The organism is Stenotrophomonas sp. SRS1 (genome assembly GCF_026130205.1).
Classification (GTDB): domain Bacteria; phylum Pseudomonadota; class Gammaproteobacteria; order Xanthomonadales; family Xanthomonadaceae; genus Stenotrophomonas; species Stenotrophomonas rhizophila_B.
Genome location: NZ_JAINFD010000002.1, coordinates 968,946 through 994,132 on the forward strand (window position 1 = coordinate 968,946; position 25,187 = coordinate 994,132).

The 25,187-nt window shown below is 67.8% G+C and carries 16 protein-coding genes and 1 riboswitch; of the genes, 7 read left to right on the top strand and 9 right to left on the bottom strand.

What is annotated here, in order from left to right:
• Positions 1-3: 3 nt before the first annotated feature.
• The 4 genes from K4043_RS09950 to K4043_RS09965 form a co-directional block, all read right to left on the bottom strand.
• Positions 4-1,986, bottom strand: coding sequence for an AsmA family protein (locus K4043_RS09950; RefSeq protein WP_265309205.1), 1,983 nt, complete (start codon positions 1,984-1,986; stop codon positions 4-6).
• Between the two features lie 420 nt (positions 1,987-2,406).
• Positions 2,407-3,042 (bottom strand): hemolysin III family protein, encoded by a 636-nt coding sequence (locus tag K4043_RS09955; protein ID WP_088432947.1) that lies wholly within the window; start codon positions 3,040-3,042, stop codon positions 2,407-2,409.
• Positions 3,043-3,148: 106 nt separating this feature from the next.
• On the bottom strand, positions 3,149-4,753 hold the full coding sequence (locus K4043_RS09960; protein WP_123730457.1) for a peptide chain release factor 3: 1,605 nt from the start codon (positions 4,751-4,753) through the stop codon (positions 3,149-3,151).
• Positions 4,754-4,826: 73 nt separating this feature from the next.
• Positions 4,827-5,693, bottom strand: coding sequence for a M23 family metallopeptidase (locus K4043_RS09965; RefSeq protein WP_265309207.1), 867 nt, complete (start codon positions 5,691-5,693; stop codon positions 4,827-4,829).
• A 153-nt stretch (positions 5,694-5,846) separates the two neighbouring features.
• Positions 5,847-5,967: riboswitch (SAM riboswitch) on the top strand.
• Between the two features lie 78 nt (positions 5,968-6,045).
• Between K4043_RS09965 and K4043_RS09970 the strand changes: the two genes are divergently transcribed.
• The 3 genes from K4043_RS09970 to K4043_RS09980 are packed head-to-tail and all read left to right on the top strand — an operon-like array spanning position 6,046 to position 9,382.
• The gene (locus K4043_RS09970; RefSeq protein ID WP_265309208.1) at positions 6,046-7,077 is read left to right on the top strand and encodes a homoserine O-succinyltransferase; all 1,032 of its coding nucleotides are present in this window, start codon (positions 6,046-6,048) and stop codon (positions 7,075-7,077) included.
• Positions 7,074-8,318, top strand: coding sequence for an O-succinylhomoserine (thiol)-lyase (locus tag K4043_RS09975; RefSeq protein WP_123730458.1), 1,245 nt, complete (start codon positions 7,074-7,076; stop codon positions 8,316-8,318). The genes K4043_RS09970 and K4043_RS09975 overlap by 4 nt, the downstream gene beginning before the upstream one ends.
• Positions 8,315-9,382, top strand: coding sequence for a homoserine dehydrogenase (locus K4043_RS09980; protein WP_265309210.1), 1,068 nt, complete (start codon positions 8,315-8,317; stop codon positions 9,380-9,382). The genes K4043_RS09975 and K4043_RS09980 overlap by 4 nt, the downstream gene beginning before the upstream one ends.
• A gap of 120 nt (positions 9,383-9,502) precedes the next feature.
• Here the strand turns inward: K4043_RS09980 and K4043_RS09985 are convergent, their stop codons facing one another.
• Both K4043_RS09985 and K4043_RS09990 read right to left on the bottom strand, forming a co-directional pair.
• Complete coding sequence (locus K4043_RS09985; protein ID WP_123730879.1) at positions 9,503-10,504, bottom strand: alpha/beta hydrolase; 1,002 nt, start codon at positions 10,502-10,504, stop codon at positions 9,503-9,505.
• A 113-nt stretch (positions 10,505-10,617) separates the two neighbouring features.
• On the bottom strand, positions 10,618-12,000 hold the full coding sequence (locus K4043_RS09990) for an L-serine ammonia-lyase (RefSeq protein WP_265309212.1): 1,383 nt from the start codon (positions 11,998-12,000) through the stop codon (positions 10,618-10,620).
• A 97-nt stretch (positions 12,001-12,097) separates the two neighbouring features.
• On the opposite strand from K4043_RS09990, the gene K4043_RS09995 reads away from it, so the two are divergent.
• Positions 12,098-12,316 (top strand): glutaredoxin family protein, encoded by a 219-nt coding sequence (locus K4043_RS09995; RefSeq protein WP_265309214.1) that lies wholly within the window; start codon positions 12,098-12,100, stop codon positions 12,314-12,316.
• 115 nt (positions 12,317-12,431) lie between these two features.
• Here K4043_RS09995 and K4043_RS10000 read toward each other — a convergent pair whose 3' ends face one another.
• The 3 genes from K4043_RS10000 to K4043_RS10010 are packed head-to-tail and all read right to left on the bottom strand — an operon-like array spanning position 12,432 to position 14,250.
• On the bottom strand, positions 12,432-12,998 hold the full coding sequence (locus K4043_RS10000) for a YceI family protein (protein WP_019186059.1): 567 nt from the start codon (positions 12,996-12,998) through the stop codon (positions 12,432-12,434).
• 2 nt (positions 12,999-13,000) lie between these two features.
• Positions 13,001-13,573: a cytochrome b gene (locus tag K4043_RS10005; RefSeq protein ID WP_123730462.1), complete on the bottom strand. Its 573-nt coding sequence runs from the start codon at positions 13,571-13,573 to the stop codon at positions 13,001-13,003.
• Entirely contained in the window at positions 13,570-14,250 is a 681-nt protein-coding gene (locus tag K4043_RS10010) for a YceI family protein (RefSeq protein ID WP_265309216.1), read from the bottom strand. The genes K4043_RS10005 and K4043_RS10010 overlap by 4 nt, the downstream gene beginning before the upstream one ends.
• Before the next feature lie 229 nt (positions 14,251-14,479).
• Between K4043_RS10010 and K4043_RS10015 the strand changes: the two genes are divergently transcribed.
• The 3 genes from K4043_RS10015 to K4043_RS10025 all read left to right on the top strand — a co-directional run bounded on the left by K4043_RS10015 (position 14,480) and on the right by K4043_RS10025 (position 25,152).
• Positions 14,480-18,028, top strand: coding sequence for a hybrid sensor histidine kinase/response regulator (locus K4043_RS10015; RefSeq protein ID WP_265309218.1), 3,549 nt, complete (start codon positions 14,480-14,482; stop codon positions 18,026-18,028).
• 252 nt (positions 18,029-18,280) lie between these two features.
• Complete coding sequence (locus K4043_RS10020; protein WP_265309219.1) at positions 18,281-21,724, top strand: hybrid sensor histidine kinase/response regulator; 3,444 nt, start codon at positions 18,281-18,283, stop codon at positions 21,722-21,724.
• 71 nt (positions 21,725-21,795) lie between these two features.
• Positions 21,796-25,152 carry a hybrid sensor histidine kinase/response regulator gene (locus K4043_RS10025; protein WP_265309220.1) on the top strand — a complete coding sequence of 1,119 codons (3,357 nt, stop codon included), beginning with the start codon at positions 21,796-21,798 and terminating at the stop codon, positions 25,150-25,152.
• Positions 25,153-25,187 lie beyond the last annotated feature (35 nt).

Below are 25,187 nucleotides of genomic sequence, written 5' to 3' on the forward strand. Positions count from 1 at the left end.
TGCTTACTTGGCGTAACGCCCACCACAGTTGCTGTCTTCGCCCGGGCCGGTCTCGATCGTGGCCAGCAGGGCAGCCGGCGGGGCGATGCTGCCCAACGCCAGCGCGATCGCTCCGCGGATGCCCAGCGCCTTGAAGTCCGGGCGGAACGAGGGATCCTTGAAGGTGCCACCGATGCGCAGTGGCGAGCGCAGCGCCAGGATGCTCATGTCCTTCGGGCGTGGCCGCAGCAGCAGGTCCAGCTGTTCCTGCTTCAGATCCACCTTGCCTTCGCCGAGGATCAGGGTGTCGGTGGTATCGAAGGCGAGCGAACGTGATTGCATCACACCGTTGGCGACTCCGAAGTCGCCCCACGCGCAACGCAGTGGAATCTGCTTGTCACCGGTAAACAGAAACTTCACAGATTCGGCGACATCCAGTCCGGCCAGTTCCATGATCAGATTGCCGACATGCCCACGGCCGATGCCGAGGGCTACCGCGCCGTCTGAACTGCCCAGCATCGCTGCCACCGAATTGCCCTGTCCGGTCAGGTTGATATCACCGCTGATGCCGCCCGAGGCCTGCTCGGCCAGCTTCGCATCCGGGAACAGCTTGCCCAGCTGCACCTTGCGGATGGTCGCCTGCAGCTGCGTGGAGATCGCCTGCTTGCGCGCGTCCATCCGGATCGTGCTGCGGATATCGCCGCCCGCCACACCAAAGTTGAGCGGTTCCAGGCGCAGCAGCCCGTCATTGAGCTTGAGGTGGGCATCCATGTCATCCAGCGGCAAGGTCGGCGAATTGATCCGCTGCGCCTTCCACCGCACATCTGCATCCATCGCACGCAGCTTGGACAGGTTGTAAGGCGTATCGGGCAGCACCTTGGCGCGGGTCGCCAGCGCAGCCGCCTGGGCCTTCTGCTCGGCATTGGCCGATTCGCCCGCACCCGTCTTCGGCGGCGCCCCGATGAACCCGGCCAGGTCATCGAAGTCCAACCGCTTGGATACCAGGTCCGCTTTCAGGAACGGCCGGTCACCGCTCACGTCGATCTGCGCGGTCCCGCCCAGATCGCTGTCACCGGCCGTACCCGTGAAATTCTCATAACGCCAGATCGCGTTGTCGCGCTTGAGCTGCCCCTTGAGCCTGTAAGGCGGCGTGGAGGGCATGGCGACCCCGATCAGTGGATACAGATCCTCCATATCCTGACCACTCAACATCAACTCCAGATCGAACACGCGCAGCTGGAACGGGTTGGTCAACGTCCCACTGGCGATCGCATGCGTATTCCCGGCGCGCCCATCCAGATGGATGCGGAACGGGTGCCCGGTATTGGTCAGCTCCAACGGCGACTCGGTATTGCCTTCCAGCGAGAACGGATTGCCCTGCCAGCGCCCGTTGCCCTTCACCAGCAGCGGCGGACCGCTGTCCTTGTCGCGTGGCTTGCCGCTGTCCAGCGACACCATCACATCGGTCCGGCCCGCCGCATCCTGGAACTGCAGGCGCCCATCATCGACCAACAACCGCTGCAGCACCGGCGGATCACCGTCGCTCGGCCCCAGGAAATCCCAATTGCCCGGCTGATTCTTCTCCGGCGCCGTCTCCAGCAACAGATCCGGCCGGATCAACCGGATCTCCGGAATCCGCACCTGCCCGCGCAACAACGGCCACACCCGCAGATCGATCTCCACCCGATCCGCCGTCGCCATCTGCGGCTGCTTGGCCCACGTCGCATTCGCAAACGTCAGCCCATCGCCGCGCACCGTCGTGACCAGACCCAGATCGACATCCAGATCCCCATGGATATGGAACTCCCGCCCGGTCTTGGCCTGAACCGCCCGTTCCACTGGCCCCTTGAACCAGTTCCAATCCCACAACGCGATCAGAATCAGCAGTGCAGCAAACAGAAACACCAGGATCGCCAACCACCGCTGCCCCCGCTTGCCAGGACGACGCCAGCGCCAGCGGGAACGAGAAGGAGCATCGGAAGGAACAGGGGAGGGCACAGTATTCACCTCCCCATGGTTGCCCTTGCATCGTGCAGGCAACGCGAAGCATTGGTAAGGGTAGTGTCAGGGTGAGGCGTGCCGATACTCAGCGTCGCCGCTGGCGACGACCACGCCAGGCGCAGTACGGCGGCCATGCTTGGCACCGGTCCAACCAGGGCTTTGACCTTCTCAGGCCACCAGCCAACGGTGAGCGGGGGCGGTGCGGGTGGGTTGGCGGGACCATGAGCGCCATGGATGGCGCGACATGAGCCTCCAGGGACGGATTCACGGCGTGTCCAGCCGACCCACCCGTGCCGACCCCGCCTGGCGCATTCCTGACGCCCGAGTCGCTCTTGGTCTCGCTCTTGCTGTTGCTGTTGCTAGTGCTAGTGCTATTGCTGTCGCTGGTCAGGGTGCCGTCGCACTTGCCTGGCAGAAAAACAGCACTCAGAGAATCTGCGCCGTCACCGCAACGAAGTGACACACACTCCCGCCGATCACGAACAAATGCCAGATCGCATGCGAATACGGCACCGACTCCCGGTGATAGAACACCGTCCCCAACGTATAGAACACACCGCCGGCCAGCAGCCACCCCAGCGTCCACGCATCCAGCGAATGCCACATCGGCTTGATCGCCACCATCACCATCCAGCCCATCGCGATATAGATGATCGTCGACAACAGCTTGAACCGGCCGGTATAGAACAGCTTGAACACCACCCCGAACAGTGCCAGCGCCCAGATCGCGGTGAACATGCCCCAGCCCCACGGCCCCCCGCGCAGACCAATCAGCGTGAACGGCGTGTACGTACCGGCGATCAACAGATAGATCGCGCAGTGATCGAACACCTTCAGCCGGCCCTTGGCGACCGGATGCTGGATCGCGTGATACAGCGTGGATGCCGTATACAACAGCAACAGCGCCACGCCGAACACGATCGCGCTGGCCAGCTGCCAGCCGTCGCCATAGATGGCGGCCAGGGTGATCAGTACCGCACTGCCAGCCAGTGCAGCAACGGCGCCAAGCCCGTGGGTCAAGGCGCTGGCGATTTCTTCTCGAACGGAAACGACAGAGGTCATGGCGTTGATCGGATGTGCGGGGAGGGGGAGCCCGCTCCCCCCTATCATCGCCAAGATGGGCCGCGCATGCACGCGCGGCCGTTCAGCCGACAGATCGGCTGAGCGATCAGCTGACCGACACGCTGTGCGCGGCTTCGCGCGTGGCCGCAAAGCGCACGTCCGGCGCGCGTTCCTGCGCCAGCTGCAGATTGACGCGCGTCGGTGCCAGGTACACCAGCTGGCCGGCGGCATCGATGCTCAGGTTGCCTGCGTTCTTCTCGCGGAACTCCTCCAGCTTCTTCTCGTTGCTGCAGGTGACCCAGCGCGCCGTGGTCACACTGACCGGCTCGAACGTGGCTTCCACGCCGTACTCGTCCTTCAGGCGGTACGCCGCCACATCGAACTGCAGCACGCCCACCGCGCCCAGGATCAGGTCGTTGCTCATCAGGGGGCGGAAGAACTGCGTCGCGCCCTCTTCGGAGAGCTGCGCCAAGCCCTTCTGCAGCTGCTTGAGCTTGAGCGGATCGCGCAGGCGGGCGCGGCGGAACAGTTCCGGCGCGAAGTTCGGGATGCCGGTGAAGCTGACCGCTTCGCCTTCGGTGAAGGTGTCACCGATGGAGATCGTGCCGTGGTTGTGGATGCCGATCACATCGCCCGGCCACGCCTCGGCGGCGATCTCGCGGTCGCTGGCCATGAAGGTCAGCGCATTGGCCAGCTTCATTTCCTTGCCGGTGCGCACATGGAAGGTCTTCATGCCGGCCACGAAACGGCCGGAGCACACCCGCATGAATGCCACGCGGTCGCGATGCTGCGGGTCCATGTTCGCCTGGATCTTGAACACGAAGCCAGTGAGCTTGTTTTCCTGCGGTGCGATGACGCGGCCGGTGGTGGCGCGCGGCTGCGGCGACGGCGCATGCTCGACGAAGAAGTCCAGCAGCGGCTGCACGCCGAAGTTGTTCACACCCGAGCCGAAGAACACCGGGGTCTGCTTGCCGGCCAGGTAGGCCTCCACGTCGAACGGATGGCTGGCGCCCTGCACCAGCTCCAGCTCGTCGCGCAGGTCGGCCAGCATGCGCTCACCGATCTTCTCGGCCAGCCCCGGCGAATCGATCGAGGGGAAAATGGTCGAATCCTGGCGGGTGAAGTTGCGGCCCTGTTCGTACAGATGCACCTCACCGCTGATCAGATGCACCACGCCCTTCAGGCGCTGGCCCATGCCGATCGGCCAGGTGACCGGCGCGCACTGGATGCCGAGCACGCTTTCCACTTCGTCCAGCAGATCGATCGGCTCCTTGCCCTCGCGATCGAGCTTGTTGATGAAGGTCATGATCGGCGTGTCGCGCAGCCGGCAGACTTCCATCAGCTTGATGGTGCGCTCTTCCACGCCCTTGGCCACGTCGATCACCATCAGCGCCGAGTCCACCGCGGTGAGCACGCGGTAGGTGTCCTCGCCGAAGTCGGCGTGGCCGGGGGTGTCGAGCAGGTTGACGATCTTGCCTTCGTACGGGAACTGCATCACCGAGGAGGTGACCGAGATCCCGCGCTCCTTTTCCAGCGCCATCCAGTCGGAGGTCGCATGGCGCGCGGCCTTGCGGCCCTTGACCGAACCGGCCATCTGGATCGCACCGCCGAACAGCAGCAGCTTTTCGGTCAGCGTGGTCTTGCCGGCGTCAGGATGGGAAATGATGGCGAAGGTGCGGCGGCGCGCAGCTTCGGTAGCGACTTCGGACATGGCGTGACGCGCCCGCCCGGGGCGCTTTTCATGGAGATAAGCCGCTCAGTATAGCGGGGGAGGGCGGCCGGGGTCAGGGCAGGGCGGATGGGCCGGCCTCGTCCGTGCTCCGGGCGAAGTGCAGCTCGCCGTGTGGGCTGACGATCCGTGCCGGGATCGAGCGCAGCCGCATCCCGGCATTGACCTGGACCGCGAAGTGCAGGTGCGGCGCGGCGCTGTAGCCGGTGTTGCCCGATAGGCCGATGCGCTGCCCTGCCTGGACCTGCTCGCCGGGGCGGACCAGCACGCCGTGGTGCTGCAGGTGGGCATACACGGCCATGCTGCCGTCCTCATGCAGCACCCGCACCAGGTTGGCCCGGCCCAGATCATGGTCCCGGTCCTGCCCGTTGCCCTGATACCCGGCCTGGACCTGCATGACGGTTCCTGCCCGCGCCGCGAGTACGGGCGTGCCTTCGGGCAGGGCGAAGTCGATGGCCTCGCGGTTCTCGGCATCGTGGTGGCTGAAGCGCCCTCGCGGTGCCTGGCTGACCTGGATGCGGGCGGCATCGAACGGCAACTGGTAGGTCACATCCTGCGCGCGCGCGCCGGGGTCGCCCGGAACGGCCGTCAGATCCAGACGGATCGCGGTACTGCCGGCCGGCGGCTGCAGGTGGGTCACCACGACGCTGGCGCCTGCGGCGACCACCGTCTGAAGGGGGAGCCCCGGTAGCGCGGCGGCGCCGGCGGCGGGTCGCAGTTCGACCTGGACCGGCCCGGCCACGCGGTTGTCCACGCGCGCCTGCCAGCGCTCGCCAGCCCCTTCCAAGGTCAGCACGGCCAAGGCCGGCACATCCGTGGCGAGGCCGTCGCGGGGTGCCGAAGCGGGTGCTGGCCGGTCGAGGTGCCAGCCGTTCCGCCAGTTCACCCCCGGGCCGGCCCAGGCGTTCAGCACCGGGATCATCATCAGCGTCAGGGCAGTGAAACGCAGGCAGCGCAAGGCGTCGGCCGGGCAGGGAGGATCCCGGAGTATGCGCGACTGATGATCATCCGGAATATATATCGCTTCATGCCGATGAAGGGATTGACATGGGCCGGAAGCGCTGGCATCGTGGCTCCACCATCGAGACCGGCAGAGGGACAGGCCCTTTGAAGCCGGGGCAGCCCGCAGACGCGAAAGCGACCTGCGTAGGTGCCAAATCCTGCGGAGACCGTTGGTGTCTTCCGAAAGATGGTTCGAACCGTGCACCGTGCGCGCGCTTCGAACGCGAGCTCCGCGAAAGCTCGATGGCCGTTTTCCTCCTTTGGATACCGCCATGCGCTTCGCCACCGCCGCCCCTGTCGCCACCGATCCCTTCGCCCCGCTCAGCGTCCCCGTCGACGCCGGGCTGAACGCCGTGCGCGGTGATATCGCGGCGGTGCTGTCGATGCGTCACGGTGGACCGCGACCGGTACGCCTGCGCTATGAGATCGTCGGCCGCGCCGATGCGCCGGTGGTGGTGCTGGCCGGCGGTATCTCCGCGCACCGTCATGTGGCGGCCAATGCCGAGTTCCCGGAAAAGGGCTGGGCCGAGGGCCTGGTGGCCGCAGGTCGCGCGCTGGATCCGGCCTCGCTGCGCATCCTGGCGTTCGATTTCATCGGCGCCGACGGCGCGCTCGATCTGCCGATCGATACCGCCGACCAGGCTGACGCGCTGGCCTTGCTGCTCGACCATCTCGGCATCGCCCGCCTGCAGTGCTTCGTGGGCTACTCCTACGGCGCGCTGGTCGGCCAGCAGTTTGCGATCCGTCACCGCCAGCGCGTGCAGAAGCTGATCGCGGTAAGTGGTGCGCATCGCCCGCACCCGTATGCCGCGGCCTGGCGCGCGCTGCAGCGCCGTGCGGTCGCGCTGGGTCAGCTGCAATGCGCCGAGAGCCACGGGCTGTCGCTCGCGCGCCAGTTCGCCATGCTCAGCTACCGCACGCCGGAAGAATTCGGCGAGCGCTTCGATGCCGCGCCGGAAGTGGTCAATGGCCGCGTGCGCGTTGCCGCCGAGGACTATCTGGATGCAGCGGGTGCGCAGTACGTCGCCCGCACCCCGGTCGATGCTTATCTGCGCCTGTCCGAATCGATCGACCTGCACCGCATCGACCCGGCCGCCATCCAGGTGCCGACCGTCGTCGTTGCCGTGGAGGGTGACCGCCTGGTGCCGCTGGCCGACTGTGTCGGACTGGTGGAAGGGCTGGGCCCGCGCGGCAGCCTGCGCGTGCTGCGCTCGCCGTATGGCCACGACGCCTTCCTGAAAGAAACCGATCGCATCGACGCGATCCTCGCCACCGCTTTTCGTTCCCCCGGAGAATCCGCATGAGCCGTTCCGCTGGTACCGAGCCTTCCTGTAGCCGCGTCACCGCCGCCGTGCGTGCCGGCATCGACCGTGACACCGCCCACGGCGCGGTGACCCCGCCGATCGTGCTGTCCTCCAACTTCAGCTTCGATGGCTTCGGCAACAAGCGCCAGTACGACTACACGCGCAGCGGCAACCCCACCCGCGATCTGCTCGGTGAAGCGCTGGCCGAACTGGAAGGCGGCGCCGGTGGCGTGATCACCTCCACCGGCATGGGCGCGATCAACCTGGTGCTCAACGCGCTGCTGCAGCCCGGCGATACCCTGGTGGTGCCGCACGATGCATACGGCGGCAGCTGGCGCCTGTTCAATGCGCTGGCCAAGAAGGGTCACTTCGGCCTGATCACCGCCGACCTGACCGATCCGCGCTCGCTGGCCGATGCGTTGGCGCAGTCGCCGACGCTGGTGCTGATCGAAACCCCGTCCAACCCGCTGCTGCGCATCACCGACCTGCGCTTCGTCATCGATGCCGCGCACAAGGCCGGTGCCAAGGTCGTCGTCGACAACACGTTCCTGTCGCCGGCGCTGCAGCAGCCGATCAGCTTCGGTGCCGATCTGGTGCTGCACTCCACCACCAAGTACATCAACGGCCACAGCGATGTGGTCGGTGGTGCGGTGATCGCGCGCGATCCGGCGGTGCACGAGCAGCTGGTGTGGTGGGCCAACGCGCTGGGCCTGACCGGTTCGCCGTTCGATGCGTTCCTGACCCTGCGCGGCCTGCGGACGCTCGGTGCGCGTCTGCGTGCGCACCAGGAAAACACGGCGGCCGTGGTCGACCTGCTGGCCGCCAGCGATGCGGTCGCCAGCGTGTACTACCCGGGCCTGGCCGATCACCCCGGCCATGCGATCGCCGCGCGCCAGCAGAGCGGCTTCGGCGCGATGCTCTCGTTCGAACTGGCCTCGTGCCCGGGCGAGGATCCGCATGCGGCCGTGCGCGCCTTCGTGGATGGCCTGCGCTGCTTCACCCTGGCCGAATCGCTGGGCGGCGTGGAGAGCCTGATCGCGCATCCGGCGACCATGACCCACGCGGCCATGACCCCGGAAGCGCGTGCGCACGCCGGGATCAGCGAAGGGCTCCTGCGCCTGTCGGTCGGGATCGAATCGCCGGAAGACCTGGTGGCCGATCTGCAGGCCGGGCTGGAACGCGCGCAGGTGGTGATCGACCAGCACCGTGATGTGCAGCGGCGCAAACAGGTGGATGCATGAGCGCGGTCCTGACCCTCCCATTGGCCGCCCACCGCAAGCTGGCGCTGCTCGGTACCGGCACGGTCGGCACCGCGTTCGTGCAACGGTACGCCGCGCTGCAGGATCGCGGCGTCACGCTGCCCTCGTTCTCCTGGCTGGCCAACTCGCGCACGGCGCGCGCCTGCGAACAGACCCCGGCGCAGGAACTCGCCCAGGCCAACCTGGCCGCACGCGGCGCGGTGGCGTTGCAGCCCTGGGCGGAAGCCGAAGGCCTCCAGCGTGGCGATGTGGTGGTCGACGCGACCGCCAGTGACGAGGTCGCCAACTGGCACGAACAGTGGCTGGCGCGGGGCGTGCACGTGGTGACCGCCAACAAGCTCGGCCAGGGCGCACAGCTGGCCCGTGCCCAAGCCATCGCCGACAGTGGACAGCAGGGTGCTGCGCAGTACGGCGACAGTGCAACGGTGGGTGCAGGCCTGCCGCTGCTGAGCAGCCTGCGCGCGCTGGTCGCTGGCGGCGACCGCATCCATCGCGTGGAGGGCGTGTTGTCCGGTTCGCTGGCGTGGTTGTTCCATCACTACGATGGCCAGCGACCGTTTTCGGCGTGGGTGCGTGAGGCGGCCGAGGCCGGCTACACCGAGCCGGACCCGCGTGTGGATCTCTCCGGCGAGGACGTGCGCCGCAAACTGCTGATCCTGGCGCGGGCCAGCGGCATCGCGTTGCGTGCCGAGCAGGTGCAGGTCGCTTCATTGGTACCTGACGCGCTCGCCGCGCTGTCACCGGCGGATGCGTTGGGTCAGCTTTCTGTGCTGGACGCACCGCTGCAAGCTTACTGGCAGCAGGCGCAGGAACAAGCAGGGTGTCTACGTTTCGTCGGTGGTTTCGACCACGACGGAGCGGCGGTTGGGCTGCGCGTGCTCCCGCGCGATCATCCGCTGGCCGGCGGTGCACAGACCGACAACCGGGTCGCGATCCACAGCGACCGGTATCACGCCCAGCCGCTGCTGATCCAGGGGCCGGGCGCCGGGGCGGACGTCACCGCCGCCGCGTTGCTGGACGACGTGCTGGCGATCGTGCGGCGCTGAATGCCGTGCGATCCCACCCAGGCACACGGTGGCGCCAAGGGTGGGCTGGCTGCGTCGGCGGATAATGGTGAGGACGGCTGCTGCCACGCATGGCGTGGCACTACCGGGGTGGTGGGCAGGTCAGTCGTGCTGTGAGATTGCCTTCAGCAGTGCCGCATTGAACCGGTCCGGGTCCTGCACCTGTGGCGAGTGGCCGAGGTCTTCGAAGCTCACCAGGGTGGCGCCTGGGATCGCTGCCGCCGCCGCTTTGCCCAGCGCAGGGTAGTTGCCGAGCGTCGCTTTCAGGGCGGGTGGTGCCAGATCACGGCCGATTGCAGTGCGGTCGGTCTGGCCGATGAACAACGTGGTCGGCACCGTCAGCCTGGGCAACTCATGGACCACCGGCTGGTTGAATACCATGTCCGAGGTCAGCGCCTGGCTCCATGCCACCGCCTGTTTGCCGGGGCCGTCGTACATGCGCGACTGCATGCGCACCCACTGCTCGTACTCGGGCTTCCACTGGCCGTTGTAATAGACGTCGAGCTGGTACTTCTTGATGCTGTCGAAGCTGGTCTTCAGCTCGCCCGCATACCAGGCGTCGATGCTGCGCCATGGCACGCCCTTGGCCTTCCAGTCTTCCAGTCCGATCGGGTTGACCAGCGAGAGACTGAGGGTGCGCTGCGGGTACATCAGCGCGAAGCGGGCCGCGAGCATGCCTCCCATCGAATGGCCGACGATGTGCAGCTTGCCTTCGCCGTAGCCAAGATGCTCCAGCAGCGCTTCGGTATTGGCAGCCAACTGGCCGAACGAGTACTGGTAGCGCTCGGGCTTGCTCGATTTGCAGAAGCCGATCTGGTCCGGTGCGATCACCCGGTAGCTGGCCGCGCTCAGTGCCGCGATGGTGTCCTTCCAGGTGGCCGCGCAGAAATTCTTGCCGTGCAGCAGCACCACCGTCCCGGCGAAGCCTTTGCCACCGGCGGGGACGTCGATGTAGGCCATCTCCAGCGGCTGGCGCTGGGACTCGAACCGGAAGATCTTCACGGGGTACGGGTAGTCGAAGCCTTCCAGTCGCGGGCCGTAGGTGTCGGCGGCGAGGGTGGTCAGCGGCAGGCAGGCGAGCAGGGCGGCAGCCAGGATGCGCATGGCGGTCTCCATCGGGGGGAAGTCCTGACTGTACCGGAGCGGCCGTGCAGGCGTACCGACGATGCCACCGGAGCAGCCGACCAACGGTCGGCTCTACCGCCGGGGACGGTCGATCAGCACTCGATGACGTTGACCGCCAGCCCGCCGCGGCTGGTCTCCTTGTACTTGTCCTGCATGTCGCGGCCAGTGTCGCGCATGGTCTTGATGACCTTGTCCAGCGAGACCTTGTGCTTGCCATCGCCACGCATCGCCATGCGCGAGGCGTTGATCGCCTTGACCGCGCCCATTGCATTGCGCTCGATGCACGGAATCTGCACCAGCCCACCGATCGGGTCGCAGGTCAGGCCGAGGTTGTGTTCCATGCCGATTTCAGCGGCATTCTCGATCTGGCTCGGGTTGCCGCCGAGTGCAGCGACCAGGCCGCCGGCCGCCATCGAGCAGGCCACGCCCACTTCGCCCTGGCAGCCGACTTCGGCACCGGAGATGGAGGCATTTTCCTTGTACAGGATGCCGATCGCCGCGGAGGTCAGCAGGAAATCGAACACGCGCTGTTCGTTGGCGCCGGGGCAGAAACGGTCAAAATAGTGCAGCACCGCTGGCAGTACGCCGGCTGCGCCGTTGGTCGGTGCGGTCACCACGCGGCCACCGGCGGCGTTTTCTTCGTTCACGGCCAGCGCGTACAGGTTGACCCAGTCCAGCGTGGTCAGCGGGTCGCGCATCGCCGCTTCCGGCTTGGAGGACAGTTCGCGGTACAGCGCCGGGGCGCGGCGCGAGACATGCAGGCCGCCGGGCAGGGTGCCTTCCTGGCGGATGCCACGCTCCACGCAGGCCTGCATGGCGCTCCAGATTTCGCGCAGGCTGTCGCGGATCTCGTCCTCTGTACGCCAGCACTTCTCGTTCTCGAACATCATCTGGGCGATGCTCAGGCCACTGCGTGCGGTCTGCGCGAGCAGCTCGTCGCCGCTCTTGAACGGGTAGGGCAGGGGGGTTTCATCGGGCACGATGCGGTCATCGGCTGCGTCGTCCTGGTTGACCACGAAGCCACCACCGACGGAGTAGTAATCGCGCGTGGCGATCACCTGCTCGTCCGCACCGTAGGCAGTAAAGCGCATGCCGTTGGTGTGGTAGGGCAGTTTCTGGCGTTTGTTCAAACCCAGGTCGCGCTTCTCGTCGAAGACGATCTCATGCTGCCCCATCAGGCGGATGCGCTTGCTGCTGCGGATCCGCTCGAGCGTCTCGGGGATGATGTCCGGATCGATCAGGTTCGGGCGCTGGCCTTCCAGCCCGAGCAGCACGGCCTTGTCGGTGCCATGGCCACGGCCGGTCAGGGCCAGCGAGCCGTAGACGTCGGCGCGGATGCGCACCACGTCCTGCAGATGGCCGGGATCGAGGAGCCAGCGGTGCACGAAACGTTCGGCAGCCTTCATCGGTCCCACGGTGTGCGAAGAACTCGGGCCAATGCCGATCTTGAATACGTCGAACGTGCTGACAGCCATGATTGCCAAACTGCGGGTATCGGATGGAGCGCTATTCTATGCGCTTCGTGCCGCCGGCTCTGGCTGCGGCGCAACATTTCCCAAGGCGGGTGGGCCGGTGTTTACCTTGTACCAGCGTGATGACTGCCAGTTGTGCGACCAGGCCCTGGCGGTGCTGGCCCAGGCCCGGGTGGCCGATCTGGACAGTGTGTTCATCGACGATGACATCGCGCTGGAGGCCCGCTACGGGCTGCGGGTGCCGGTGCTGCGCGATGCGCAGGGGCGGGAACTGGACTGGCCGTTCGATGTGGCGGGACTGCGGGCCTGGATCGGCTGACACCCAGCGCCGCTTGGCGGTGCTGGATGCCGTAGCGCCGGCCGCTGGACGGCTCGCCGGGATTCGATCATCGCGCGAGGAGCCGGCCAGCGGCCGGCACTACCGCCATCTGACGTTACTTCGCCTTCAGGACCACTTTGGTGCTGATCGCGGTTTCGTTCGGGATCGTTTTGGTGTCGGCCCAGTCGCCGCCACCCACGCCGAAGTCCAGGCGCTTGACCGTGGCCTTGCCGGCCAGCACCGGCTGCGCGCCCGGGGTCCAGGTGAAGGTGAGCGTGACCGGCTTGCTCACGCCACGCAGCTCCAGCGTACCGTCGGCGGCGTACTGGTTGTTGCCCAGCGAGCGGAACTTGGTGGCGCTGTACTTGGCCTGGGCGAACTTGCCCACGTTGAAGAAGTCCGCGCCCTGCAGGGTCGAATCGCGGTCGCTGTTGCCGCTCTTGGCGCTGGCCAGCGGAATGGTCACTTCCAGCTTGGCATCGTCCAGCTTGGCCGGATCGAAGCTGATCCGGGTGTCGAAGCCCGGGAAGGTGCCGGTGAACACTTCGCCGTCGTACTTGGTGGCAAAGGCCAGCACCGAGCCGGGTGCCTGCACGTAATCGGCGGCCAGCACCGGGGCAGTGGCCAGCAGCCCGGCCAGGGCGGCAGCGACGGCGGCGGGAGAGGTGAGCTTGATGTTCATGGTCAATCCTTCTGGGGGGAGGCAAGCCAGCGCTGCGGGAGCATGCGCGCAAGCGTGGCATCGCGTTGGTAAAAATGGTGATAAAGCGCCGCACCGGCATGGGCGACCACCACGGCGATCAGCAGCCAGAAGCCCCACTCATGGATGGCGTGCGAGATCTGTGTGACGCGTTCGTCCGGTGGGCTCAGCTTCGGCACGTCGACCAGCCCGAACCAGCGGAACGGACGCAGGCCGCTGGCGGAGTCGTAGAGCCAGCCCGACAGCGGAATGCCGAACATCAGCACGTACAGCAGCCAATGGGTGGCCGAGGCGATGCGCTCCTGCCACGTCGGCGTGCCCGGCACCGGGTGTGGTGCGCCGGCGTACAGGCGCCACAGCAGGCGGGTCACGACCAACGCCAGCACGGTGATGCCGATCGATTTGTGCATGGTGTAGACCCAGAAGTACTTCGGGGTCCTGGGCAGTTCGCCCATGGTCAGCCCGACGATGCCCAGCGCGAGGATCAGTACGGCGATCAGCCAGTGCAGGGTCTGGCTGACGCCACCCCATCGGGTCGGGGTGTTCTTGGCGGTCATGGCGTGGTCTCCTGGACCGGCTGTGGGAAATCTGAGTCGGCCGGGGCGGCGGGAGTTCCCGGCGCATCGGTGGGGGCGGTATCGGCAGGATCGCCGGCGTTGCGATCACGCACGGCTTCGGCCTCGATCCGCAACTGCACCTCATCACCGATCATCGAGGCCCAGCCATCCACGCCGAAGGCGCTGCGGCTGAGCGTGGCGGTGGCCGAGAAGCCAGCGGTACGCCGGAACGGAGGCAGTGGATGCCGCTTGAGTGCGTTGAGGGTGACCGCCAGGGTCACCTCGCGGGTCACCCCGCGGACGGTGAGCTGGCCGGTAACGTTGGCGTGGGTCGGATCAATGGGCTCGACATGTGTGGAGACGAAGCGTGCCTGAGGAAATCGCTCGCCATCGAGCAGGTTGCGCGCCAGCGTGGCGGTGTTCCATTTGGCATCGCCCAGGTCCAGCCGCTGGATCGGCACGCTGACCTCCAGTCGCGCGCTGCGCCAGTCATCCGGATCGAACACCAGCACGCCTTCGCTGCCCGATACCGTCCCCAACGCATGCGAGAAACCGGCATGCTCCACCGCGAACAGCACACGGGTGTGCACCGGGTCCAACCGATAGCTGTCCGGCGCAGCAGTGGCGAGCAGCGGGGTGGTGGCCAGCAGCAGGGAAAGTGTCAGGCGCTTGAGCACGTCGCAGCCTCCATCAGGGTCTGGGGCGATCATACGCACAGCCATGTCATCGGATGCAGCGTCATGGCTGAAACAGATCGTGGTGCGGCGGACAACAGCGCCGCCCGCCTGTGCTGTCTCACTCGCCTGCGGCGGAAACAACCCGTTCCATCCACGGCAGCGGGGCCAGAATGCGGACACCGTGCTGATCGCTGTGTGACAATCCTCAGCAACAGGGAGATCCGGATCGATGAGCACGCGCCGCTGGGGTGCAGGCATCGTGCTGTTGGCGCTGTGGTTGTGCGCAGTGCCGTCAGTGTTGGAAGCCGCAGGGACATCGGCAGAAACGCCACGTTTGCGCCGCCTGAGCGCCGCCGAAGGCATGCCATCGCGCATGGTGCTGGCGCTGGCCCAGGACCGCCAGGGGTACATCTGGGCCGGTACCGATGACGGGCTGGCCCGCGTGGACGGCGTCGGCCTGCGGGTGTGGCGCAATGATCCGGCCGATCCTGGCTCGCTGCCCGGTAACGAGGTGGAAACGCTGCTGGTCGATCCGCTGGACCGGGTCTGGGTGGGGAGCAACGGCGTTGGCCTGAGCATGCTCGGCCCGGAACGCACGGCATTCACCCGTTTTTCCGCCTTGAGCGAGGCCTGCGAAGGCCAGTTCTGGTCGCTGGCGTATGCCGCGCAGTCCTTGTGGATCGGCACCAACCAGCATGGTCTGTGCCGGCGCAGCGAGGATGGCACGCTGGTCACCTACCAGGCAGACCCGAACGATCCACGCAGCCTGCCCGACAACACCATCTACAGTCTCCTGGCCGATCCGCAGGGGCGGGTATGGGTGGGTACGTCCAATGGCGTGGCCCGTTGGGATGGCGATGGCTTCACCCGTATCGCGCCGGCGCTGCTCGGCGGCAAGAGTGTGTTCCGCCTCACCCGTGAGCCGGACGGGACGGTCTGGGCAGGTACTGAAGGTGGGCTGTTCCGCATCGATGCCGACGACCAGGCCCGTGCGGCAGCCTGGAAGCTCAGCGCGGATGTGCGTGCGGCGACGGTCATCCACGACCGTCATGGCGGGTACTGGCTGGGCACGGCCGATGGCCTGTACCGGGGCGATGATCGCGCGATGCGCCTGCTCGCCGGCGACGCGGGCAGCGGCTTCCTGACCGCACGCAGTGGCGTGCTGGACATGCTGCAGGATCATGAGGGCGGCCTGTGGGTGGCCATGCTGACCCAGGGCCTTGCCTATCTGCCGCCGGACTGGAAACGCTTCTCAAGCTGGTACCAGCTCGATGGCAAGCCGCTGGACAGTGTCTATCTGCTCGGCGCCGCGGCAGCGGGCGATGACTATTACATCTCCGGCGCGCACGGGCTTTACCGCCTTGATGCGCAGGGCGAGCTGCGCCAGATCGCCGACGATACGCAGATCGGTGTCGGTGCGGCCTGGTCGCTGTTGCCGCGCGACGACGGGGCCGTGTGGATCGGGCGTGCCGGTCGATTGAGCCTGTACCAGCCCGCCACGCGCACACTGCGGGAGTGGAAGATCGGCGGTGGCGCGGATGTGCGTCAGCGCATCGATCTGATCCGCCAGGCACCCAATGGTGAGCTGTGGTTGTCGATCATGAACTTCGGCATCCAGCGCCGCGATGCCCAGGGCAACGTGCTCGACACCATCCGCAACGACCAGGACCGTGGGCTCGTGGAAGACCCGGTGGAACAGATGGTGTTCGATCCGCGCGGCCAGCTGTGGGTGATGGGCGGCGCGCTGGGCCTGCGGCGTTGGCATGATGGCCGCTTCGAGCAGGTGCCCGGGATTTCGCGCGGCAACATCTACGATGCCGCGTGGACAGGGCCGGACGAGCTTTGGCTGGCCCGCCAGGGGGCGCTGGAACGGTACCGCTGGGATGGGTTGAGCATGAGCCTGCGTGAACGCGTCGGCCCTGCCGAGGGCATGCCGCCGGTGTCCATGGGCGGACTGGCGCTGGGCAGACACGGACAGGTGTGGGCGACCACGCCACGCGGGCTGATCTGCTGGCATGCCGACGCGCGGCAGCTGCGGTTGTATGGCGAGCGCGATGGGCTGCCGGATGTGGAATTCAGCAATCGCCCACCGGTGCAGGCGCGCGATGGCCGTGTGCTGGCCGTCACCGCGACCGGGCTGGTCGGCTTCGATCCGGACGCGCCTGACAGGGTGTTGCCGCCTTCGCAGCTGGTGATCGACAGCGTGCAGGTCCGTCGCGATGACGCCGAGGGTCAGCAGATGTTGTCCACGCATGCGCCGATCGTGCTCGGCCCACAGGACCGCGATCTCATCGTGTCCGCACGCTTGCTGTCCTTTGCCAACCCACATGGCAACCGCTATCGCTACCGCGTCTCCGGCTACGACCAGAACTGGGTCATGCAGGCCGCCGATGGGGAGCGACTGCTGTCGCGGCTGCCGGCGGGTCACTACCGCATCGAGGTGCAGGCAGCCACGTCGCAGGGCGACTGGACGCCCTCCAGCACGCTGGCGCTGGAGGTACGCCCGCCATGGTGGCGCAGTGGCTGGGCGATTGTGGGGTACGTACTGCTTGGCCTGGTCGCGGTTGCAGCGCTGGCCTACGTTGCGCGTGCCCGCCTGCGCCGTCGTCAACAATGGCAGCTGACCGTGCACAAACAGCAGCTGGCCGAGCAGGCCTCGCAGGCGAAGAGCCGCTTCCTGGCGACGCTGGGTCATGAAGTGCGCACCCCCATGACCGGCGTGCTGGGCATGAGCGAGTTGCTGCTGGCCACCCCGCTGGATGAGGTGCAGCGGGGCTACGCGGGCTCGATCCAGCATGCCGGCAAGCACCTGCTGCGGCTGGTCAATGACGCACTGGATCTGGCGCGTATCGAGGCCGGTCGACTGGAGCTGGACCTGCGGCCGTTCGACCTGATGTCGTTGATGGAGCAGGTGGAAGCGCTGATGGAGCCGATGGCGCATCATCGCGGGTTGGCGTTCGAGCGCAGCTTCAACCTGCCCGGTCCCGTGCAGGTCAGTGGCGATGAAATGCGCGTGCGCCAGATCCTGATGAATCTGCTCGGCAACGCGATCAAGTTCACCGAGCAGGGCCATGTCGGGCTGGGCGTGGAACTGAGCGGTGATGGACGCGGCCTCGTCTTCGACGTATCCGATACCGGGCCGGGCATCAACCAGGACCAGCAGGCGCGGCTGTTTCATCGCTTCGAGCAGGCTGACGGCCCACGCACGGCGTCGCGCTACGGTGGCAGCGGGCTGGGGCTGGCGATCTGCCAGGAGTTGGCGGTGGCGATGGGGGGGCGCATCGGCATCGACAGCCGACCCGGTCATGGCGCGCGCTTCACCGTCGAGCTGCCGTTGCCTTGGTCGCTCTCACCGATGGGAATGTCGCGGGACGCCGGCGCGGAAACGCGCACACAGCTGCCGCCGCTGCGGATCCTGCTGGTCGAAGACGACCCCACCGTGGCTGACGTGATCGTTGGCCTGCTGCGGACCCGTGGGCACGAGGTGGTGCATGTTCTGCACGGCCTGGCGGCGTTGTCGGAAGTGGCGGCGGGAAGCTTCGATATCGGCCTGCTCGATCTCGACCTGCCCGCCTTGGATGGCATCGCCATTGCCGGGCAGCTGCGCGCGATGGGGTATGAGCTGCCGCTGATCGCGGTCACCGCGCGCTCGGATGCCTACGCCGAACAGCAGGTGCTTGCCGCGGGCTTTGACGGTTTCCTGCGCAAGCCGGTCACCGGTGATCTGCTGGTGGACGCCATTGCACAGGCACGCGCCGGACGGGCGTTGCGTTACTGATCCGGCTGCGGATCGCATGAGGTGTACATCGAATTTTTGTTTCGAACCTGCGATTTCAATCTGAAACTTGATTGACCGGGATGTGACGGCCGCACGGTCTGGCCGATGGTACGGCCACCGCTTCGACATACCGTGCTGTTCGAGCAGCTGAGGATGGTTGGAGTACAGGTGGCAGGAGGCCAGTGCGGTCGTGCAGGCAGGGGATGGATCGCCTTCATTCTCCTGGCCGTGCTGTTGTTGCCCGTCCCGGCAATGGCTGATGGTCTGGTCACCCTGCCGTGGCCACGGCGGCTGGGGCCGGCAGATGCGTTGCCGACATCGGCGATCCGCGCGATCGACGAAGACCAGGACGGTTATCTGTGGATGGCCAGCGACGATGGCCTGCTGCGTTTCGATGGCCATCGCTTTCGCGCGTGGCGCCGCGAGCAGGGACTGCCCGATGGCGACCTGCGCGCCCTGCATGTCGACGCGCAGCAGCGCATCTGGTTGGCGACGGCGTCGCAGGGGCTGGTTGCGCTGTCGGCGGATCGTCGTGTCTTCCATGGCGAGCGCGGCGAGGGCGGTGCCGTGTTGCCGCGCACCGGTGTCGTGCAGGTGACCAGTACCCCGGATGGCATCCTGTGGGTCGGCACGACCGGCCATGGCCTGTTCGCCCGGCATGGTGATGGCCGGTGGCGCAACATATCGCTGCGGCACGACGGGGTGCCGACGAGCCAGGTCACCGCGTTGGTGGTCGACCGTCATGGCCGGCTCTGGGTAGGTACGCCGCAGAGCGTGATGCGCCGCGACGGTAACCGGTTCACTGCGCTGGCGCTGCCTGCAGGCGATCACGGTGGCCTCCAATCGCTCTGGGCCGATCCGCAGGGCGGTGTCTGGGCGCGTACCCGCCGCGCGGTGATCCGGTGGGACGACGATGGCGCGCGCGTTGCACCGTCATCGCAACGGGACATGCCGGTGCTGCGCAGCCGCGAGGGGGAGCTGTGGACGAGCGGCCCAGAAGGCATGTTCCGGCATCGTGCTGGCGACGCCGCACAGCCGGTGCCGCTCCCCGGTCACGATGGCGCCTCGTCCACGACGCTGGTGAGTGCTGCCTTCCAGGACCGTCTGGGAGGACTGTGGTGGGCGGGGCACGATCAAGGGCTGTGGCACCTTCCCGCACGCTGGCGCCAGTTCGCGCTGCTCCCGGCGGCCCGGAAGGGCAGCCCCGGCCTGGACAGCGGACACGTCTGGGCACTGGCACCCTCGCGCGGTGAGCGGGTGTGGGTCGCCACGGATGGCGGGCAGGTGCAGCGCGTGGATCTGCGCACCGGAACCAGCCGACTGCGCATCGATTACCGGCCCGCGGGGATGCAGCAGGCGGCGGTAGGGATGGCCGAAGATCTGCGTGGCCGGCTGTGGTTGGCCAGCGGGAACACCCTCTCCCGCTACGAGCCGACCACGGGCGGGATGCGGCACTGGCTGCTGGATCTGGGCAGCACCGCAGGCGGTGTGGACCTGAAGGTGTGCAGCGATGGCGCGCTGTGGTTGGCCCGGGCAGACCGCATACAGCGGCGCGATGCCGATGGCGTGCTGCAGCTGTCGGCGGCGCCGCAGACGCTCGGGCTGCTGCCGCCTGCCGCGGGGCCACAGCTGTTGTGCGGCGAGGACGGATCGTTGTGGGCAAGCGATCGTGCTGGCATCAAACGCTGGTTGCCGGCGCAGGAGCGCTTCGCGGCGGTGCGCGGTGGCCCGCTGGAGGAAGTCGGCGCCATCGCCCGCGGGGAGGATGACCACTATTGGGCCAGCAGCCCGGGTGTGCTGCGCCGATACCGCTGGGACGGGCAGCAGTTGCGCAAAACCCACAGTTTCAGCGCCGTGCACGGGTACCCGCAGCTGCTTGCGCGGGCGCTGGTGGTCGATGAACGTGGCATCGCGTGGGCGGGCGCCGCGCGCGGATTGATCCGGGTTGATCCCGATGGTGGCGGCGTCCGGCAGTTCGGCAGTGACGATGGCCTGCCCGCACAGGCGGTGCTGCCCCGGCGGTTGATACACACCGTCGGCGGGCGTGTCGCTGCAGCAGTGCACGAAGGCGGGCTGTTGCTGTTCGAGCCGCGCGCCGTCCAGGCCCCGGCACGGATGCCCGGCCTGGTCGTGCACGCGATCACGGCCAGGCGAGGCAGCCGACAGATCACGTTGCCGGCGGGCGTTGCATCCGTGCCGCTTTCCGGTGCTGATCGCCATGTCCGGGTGGCGGCACGATTGCTCGGCGGCGCACCGGGCAACGTGCGGTACCGGTTCCGGTTGCAGGGATACGATCCGGATTGGGTGCACAGCGGGTCGGCCGGCCAGCGTGTTTTCGAGCGCTTGCCCGTGGGTCTGCACACGCTGGAGGTGCAAGCCCGGAAGGGCGAGGGTGACTGGTCGCCGATCCGGCGCATTGCATTGCAGGTCTCGCCTGCGTGGTGGCAGACCCCGCTCGCCCGTTGGAGCGCGGCCGCAGCCGGCGTTGCGCTGCTGGGATTGGGGGTATGGGCATGCGAGGTACGTCGGACGCGCCGACGTCGCTGGCGGGGGTTGCGCGAAGGACAGCGCCTGGCCGAACAGGCATCACTGCAGCGCACGCGGTTCCTCACGACACTGGGTGCCCGCATCCGTGTGCCGATGACGGCAGTGCTGGGCTGGAGTGAACTGTTGGCGCACGCACCGCTCGCGCCTGCCGAGCGCAGCCGGGTCGGCAGCATCCACCAGGCCGGCGAGCATCTGCTGCGCCTGATGGATGACGCGCTTGATCTGGCCTGCATCGAATCCGGACACCTGACGCCGCAGCCGGTGCCGTTCCTGCTTCAGCCGGTGATCGTGGCGGTCCATGCCTTGCTGCTGCCGGTGGCGCAGGGCAAGCGGCTGGTACTTGCTTGGCACAGTACGCTGCCGGCGTCTGCATGCTTCAACGGTGATGCGCGGTATCTGCGGCAGATCCTGCTCAACCTGCTGGGCAACGCACTCAAGTTCACCGCATGCGGCACGGTTCGCCTGGAGGTCCGTGCCGGTGCCGAGGGCGAGGGCGTGATGTTGCAGGTGATCGATACCGGCCCGGGAATGAGTGCGGCGCAGTGCGCGCGTCTGTTCCAACGGTTCGAACAGGCAGACGGTGCGCAGACGTTGGCCCGCTATGGCGGCAGTGGGCTGGGCCTGGCCATATCGCGCGATCTGGCGCGGGCCATGGGAGGCGACATCGACGTGTCGAGCCGGCCGGGCGAGGGGGCGTGTTTCCGGGTGCGGTTGCCGCTGCCGCGCTGCCCTGCCGATGTCCGGGAGCCGGCGCTGCCTGTGGTCCCCGGCCAAGCGCTCCATGGCGGCCTGCGTGTGCTGCTGGTGTTGCCCGCCACGCCCGTGGCCGAGGTGCTGCACGCCTTGCTGAGTTCATTGGGGCATGGGGTGGCGTGGGTGCGCAGCGTTGATGATCCTGCGGCGGCCTCGCTGGGCGATGCGCGCTGGGATCTGATCGTCAGTGATCCGGGCTTGCGTGTGGACGGAGAGCGGATCGGCACTGTCGTGCAGCGCCGCTGGCCCGGCATTCCGCGGCTGGCGCTGACACCGCGCGCGGACACGGCGGCCGAGCGCGATGCGGCTGCCGCCGGGTTCGATCTGTTCCTGCGGCTGCCGGCGAGCCGGGCCAGGCTGGCGGCGTGCCTGGCGCAATGCCGGCAACGCGCATGACGGGGCGGGCGAGGATGCGATGCCTGCGCACGGTCCTGTGCTGGCTCATCACGGCCTTTCCGGCAGCGGCAGTGTCCAGCCCTGCGCAGCGCATCACGACCGCAGACGGACTGCCCGCCAACGAGGTCCATCAGATCGTGGAGGATCGCCATGGCTATCTCTGGTTCGCCACCGCCGATGGCCTCGCCCGGCACGATGGCAGCGGGTTCCGTGTGTGGCGCATGGAGGATGGATTGGCCGACAACGATGTGCGCAGCCTGGCACTGGACAGGCAGGACCAGCTCTGGATCGGTACCGGCAATGGCTACCTTCAACGTCTGTCCGCCGATCGGCAGCAGCTGGCGCGCTGGCCAGGCCCGCGCGCCGCGGCACCGGCCGCCAGTCCGGTGCTCGCGGTGCAGCCGCTGGGCGACGGCAGCGTCTGGTTCGGTACCCGTGACGCAGGCGCTTACCGATTGGGTGTCGATGGGCGTCTGCGCCAGTATCTGCCGGCAGCCGATGGCCGCGGCCTGCCATCGGCCCGCGTGGAGCGGCTGGCTGCCGATACCGAGGGGGGCGTGTGGATGGGCACGGCTGCGGGGCTGACGCGGTGGCAGGACGACCGGTTCCAGCCGCCGGCCAGGCTCGGTGCGATCGCGCGGCCGGTGACCGCGCTGGGCGTGGATGCGCAGGGGTCACTGTGGTCGAGCACGGCCGAGGGCACCGATGTCCGCCAGCTGCCATCCGGGCAGCTCGACCTGGGCCGCGGTCACCCGGGTCACCGCTGGCTGGGTTACAGCCGGGAGGGTGGGCAATGGTTCTCCGACGGTGCACAGGTGTGGTGGGAGGACCGCTCGGGGCAGGACCGGCATGCGGTCACGCTGTCCGGGCGGGATCGGCATTCGCGGCCGCACATCACCCGTGTGGTCGAAGATCGCCAGGGGAGGGCCTGGTTGCTCGGCAGCCATCAAGGTGTGTGGCGACTTGGTACGCAATGGCGGCATGTGGAGCGGTTTGCAGCGCCAGCGGTCGTGGCCGGCGTAGCGCCCGGTGGACTGACCGCAGCGACGGACGGCACTGCATGGCACGCGCGCGGCGGGTGGCTCGGCAAGGTGTCGCCGATGAACGGATTCGACCGGCGGCGCTGGCCCTATGCACATGATCGGCAGCGCACCGATCGCCACGCAGTGGTGGACGATGGTCGCGGTCAGGTGTGGGTGTTCGCCGCACCATGGCTGACGCGGATGGATGCCGAGCGGCGCCGTCAGCGGCGCTGGCGCGTTGCGGACCAGGACCCCGTGACCGAAGGTCACACAACAGCCGGGCATGCCGTGCTGCGCATCTGTGGCGGTCATCTCTGGCTTGCCGGCCAAGGGCGTCTGCAACAGCGCACCCTGGCGGGCACCGTGCTTGGCACCTGGTCCTACGATGCGGTGCGGTTGCGTCCCGGGGCTGCGCCTTTCGTCCTGTACTGCGACAGGACGGAACAGATGTGGCTGGGCGACCGCGAAGGACTTAAACAGTGGCACTCCGCCGGGCAGTACTTCGCTCTCGTCCCCGGCGCGCCGCGGCGCCAGGCGGGCGGGCTGCGACAGGGCGTCGATGGACGGCTGTGGGTGGCCGATGCAGAGGGCTGGGTGGCCTACGGGCAAGACGCAGGGCGGCTGCAACGGTCCCAGCAGTTCGATACGACCCATGGGCTGCCGGCGGTGCTGCCGCGTGGTCTGGCCGAGAGCGGCGATGGCACCTTGTGGGCCACCAGCGCACGCGGGGTGGTGAGGCTGCAGCCCGACCAGCGCGGTATCCGGCTTTACACCGCCGAGGATGGAATGCCGATGATGGTGTTCGGTCACGACCTCATCGTGGCCGGCAATCACCTCATGGCAATGGACGTGGAGGGTGACGTACTGGTGCTGGACCCGTCCGCAATGGCGGCAGCCACGCTGCTGCCGACGCTGGTCATCGACCGGGTCCAGGTGCGTCGCCATGGGCGCTGGATCGAGCTGCCCGTGGCCGATCCGCTCCGGTTCAATGCCGATGATCGCGACATCCAGCTTTCGGCGCGGCTGCTCACCGGCAGCCAGGGCGGGGTGAGCGATTACCGGTTCCGGCTGCGTGGCAAAGATCCGGAGTGGGTCCGTGCCGGACAGCGTGGCACACGCGGATTTCCGCGGCTGCCACCGGGCGAGCATGTGCTGGAATACCAGGCCCGGGGCGTGGATGGCCGCTGGTCACCGCTGCAGTCCACCCGCCTGCAGGTGGCCTACAGCGGCTGGTCGCATCCCGGCGCCTGGGCGTTGTTGCTGATCGGGATGATCGGGGCGCTGATGCTCATCGCGTGGCGGGTGCGTCGGCACTACACCCGGTACGTCGCACGCCAGCGCGCCACGCGACGGCAGGCGCGCGCAGAACGGGCGGCGCAGGCCAAGGCACGCTATCTGGCGATGCTTGGCCATGAGATACGCACGCCGTTGACCGGCGTACTGGGGATGAGCGAGCTGCTGCTGACGGCGCCGCTGTCGGCGGCCGAGCATGCGCAGGTGCTGCACATACAGAAGGGCGGCCGAGAGGTACTGGAGGTGGTCGACGCTGCGCTGCAGACCGCACGCCTGCAGGCCGGCAAGCTGCCGCTGCAGATGCGCCGCATCGACATCGCCGCGTGGCTTGGCGACCTCCACGCGGCGCTGGAACGCTCACTGGTTCCCAGGCACTGCGCACTCACGCTATGCCGGCAGCTGCCTGACGGGGCCCATGCCGAGGGCGATCCGGAGCGCCTGCAGCAGGCGCTGGCGAGCCTGCTCGGCGTCCTCGTCGCGCACACCGCCGCAGTGGGGATCGTGCTGCGCGTGGCGTCGCTGCCAGGGCGCGCGGGCGTGTTGTTCGACGTGATTGTCACACCGGGCGGGGGACCCGTGCCGGCCCTGTCGACGCTACGCGACGCGTTGGCCGACACCGACATGCTGGCGCGCGCCCTTGAAGGTCGCCTGCACCTGCTGCAGCGTGCCGGCCCAGCCTGGCAGGCTATGCTCAGCGTGCCGTTGCCATGGCAGCGGCAGGACCCGGTCAGAGCGGACGCGCCCGCACCCGGTGCGCTGCAGGTGCTGCTGGTGGAGGACGATCCGCTTGTCGCCGAAGTCGTCTCGGGCCTGCTCCAGATCCAGGGTCATGCCGTCATCCACGCCGGTCACGCGCTGGCGGCCCTGTCGCACCTGGCCAGCGCCGGTACGCAGGTGATCCTGCTGGATCTGGATCTGCCGGGGATGGACGGGCTGTCACTGCTCAGGCTGATCCGGCAGCAGGGGCACGGCATGCCGGTACTGGTGATCACCGCGCGCCGCGAGGACACGCTGGCGGCCGAAGTCGCCGGGGCCGGTGCGGATGGCGTGCTGCACAAGCCGCTGGGCGGCGACGCGCTGCAGGCGGCCCTGCAGCGGGTACGGCCGTGCTGAGTGGATCGTGCCGGCGCGGGGAACGGTTTACTATG

Excerpts from the sequence above, each read along its gene's own strand:
- K4043_RS09960 (WP_123730457.1), bottom strand. The coding sequence starts at position 4,753 with ATGTCCGAAGTCGCTACCGAAGCTGCGCGCCGCCGCACCTTCGCCATC.
- K4043_RS10015 (WP_265309218.1), top strand. The coding sequence starts at position 14,480 with ATGAGCACGCGCCGCTGGGGTGCAGGCATCGTGCTGTTGGCGCTGTGG.
- K4043_RS10000 (WP_019186059.1), bottom strand. The coding sequence starts at position 12,998 with ATGAACATCAAGCTCACCTCTCCCGCCGCCGTCGCTGCCGCCCTGGCC.
- K4043_RS09990 (WP_265309212.1), bottom strand. The coding sequence starts at position 12,000 with ATGGCTGTCAGCACGTTCGACGTATTCAAGATCGGCATTGGCCCGAGT.
- K4043_RS09985 (WP_123730879.1), bottom strand. The coding sequence starts at position 10,504 with ATGCGCATCCTGGCTGCCGCCCTGCTCGCCTGCCTGCCGCTGACCACC.
- K4043_RS10005 (WP_123730462.1), bottom strand. The coding sequence starts at position 13,573 with ATGACCGCCAAGAACACCCCGACCCGATGGGGTGGCGTCAGCCAGACC.
- K4043_RS10020 (WP_265309219.1), top strand. The coding sequence starts at position 18,281 with ATGGCTGATGGTCTGGTCACCCTGCCGTGGCCACGGCGGCTGGGGCCG.
- K4043_RS09965 (WP_265309207.1), bottom strand. The coding sequence starts at position 5,693 with ATGATCCCGGTGCTGAACGCCTGGGCCGGCCCGGGGGTGAACTGGCGG.
- K4043_RS09975 (WP_123730458.1), top strand. The coding sequence starts at position 7,074 with ATGAGCCGTTCCGCTGGTACCGAGCCTTCCTGTAGCCGCGTCACCGCC.
- K4043_RS09980 (WP_265309210.1), top strand. The coding sequence starts at position 8,315 with ATGAGCGCGGTCCTGACCCTCCCATTGGCCGCCCACCGCAAGCTGGCG.
- K4043_RS09955 (WP_088432947.1), bottom strand. The coding sequence starts at position 3,042 with ATGACCTCTGTCGTTTCCGTTCGAGAAGAAATCGCCAGCGCCTTGACC.
- K4043_RS09970 (WP_265309208.1), top strand. The coding sequence starts at position 6,046 with ATGCGCTTCGCCACCGCCGCCCCTGTCGCCACCGATCCCTTCGCCCCG.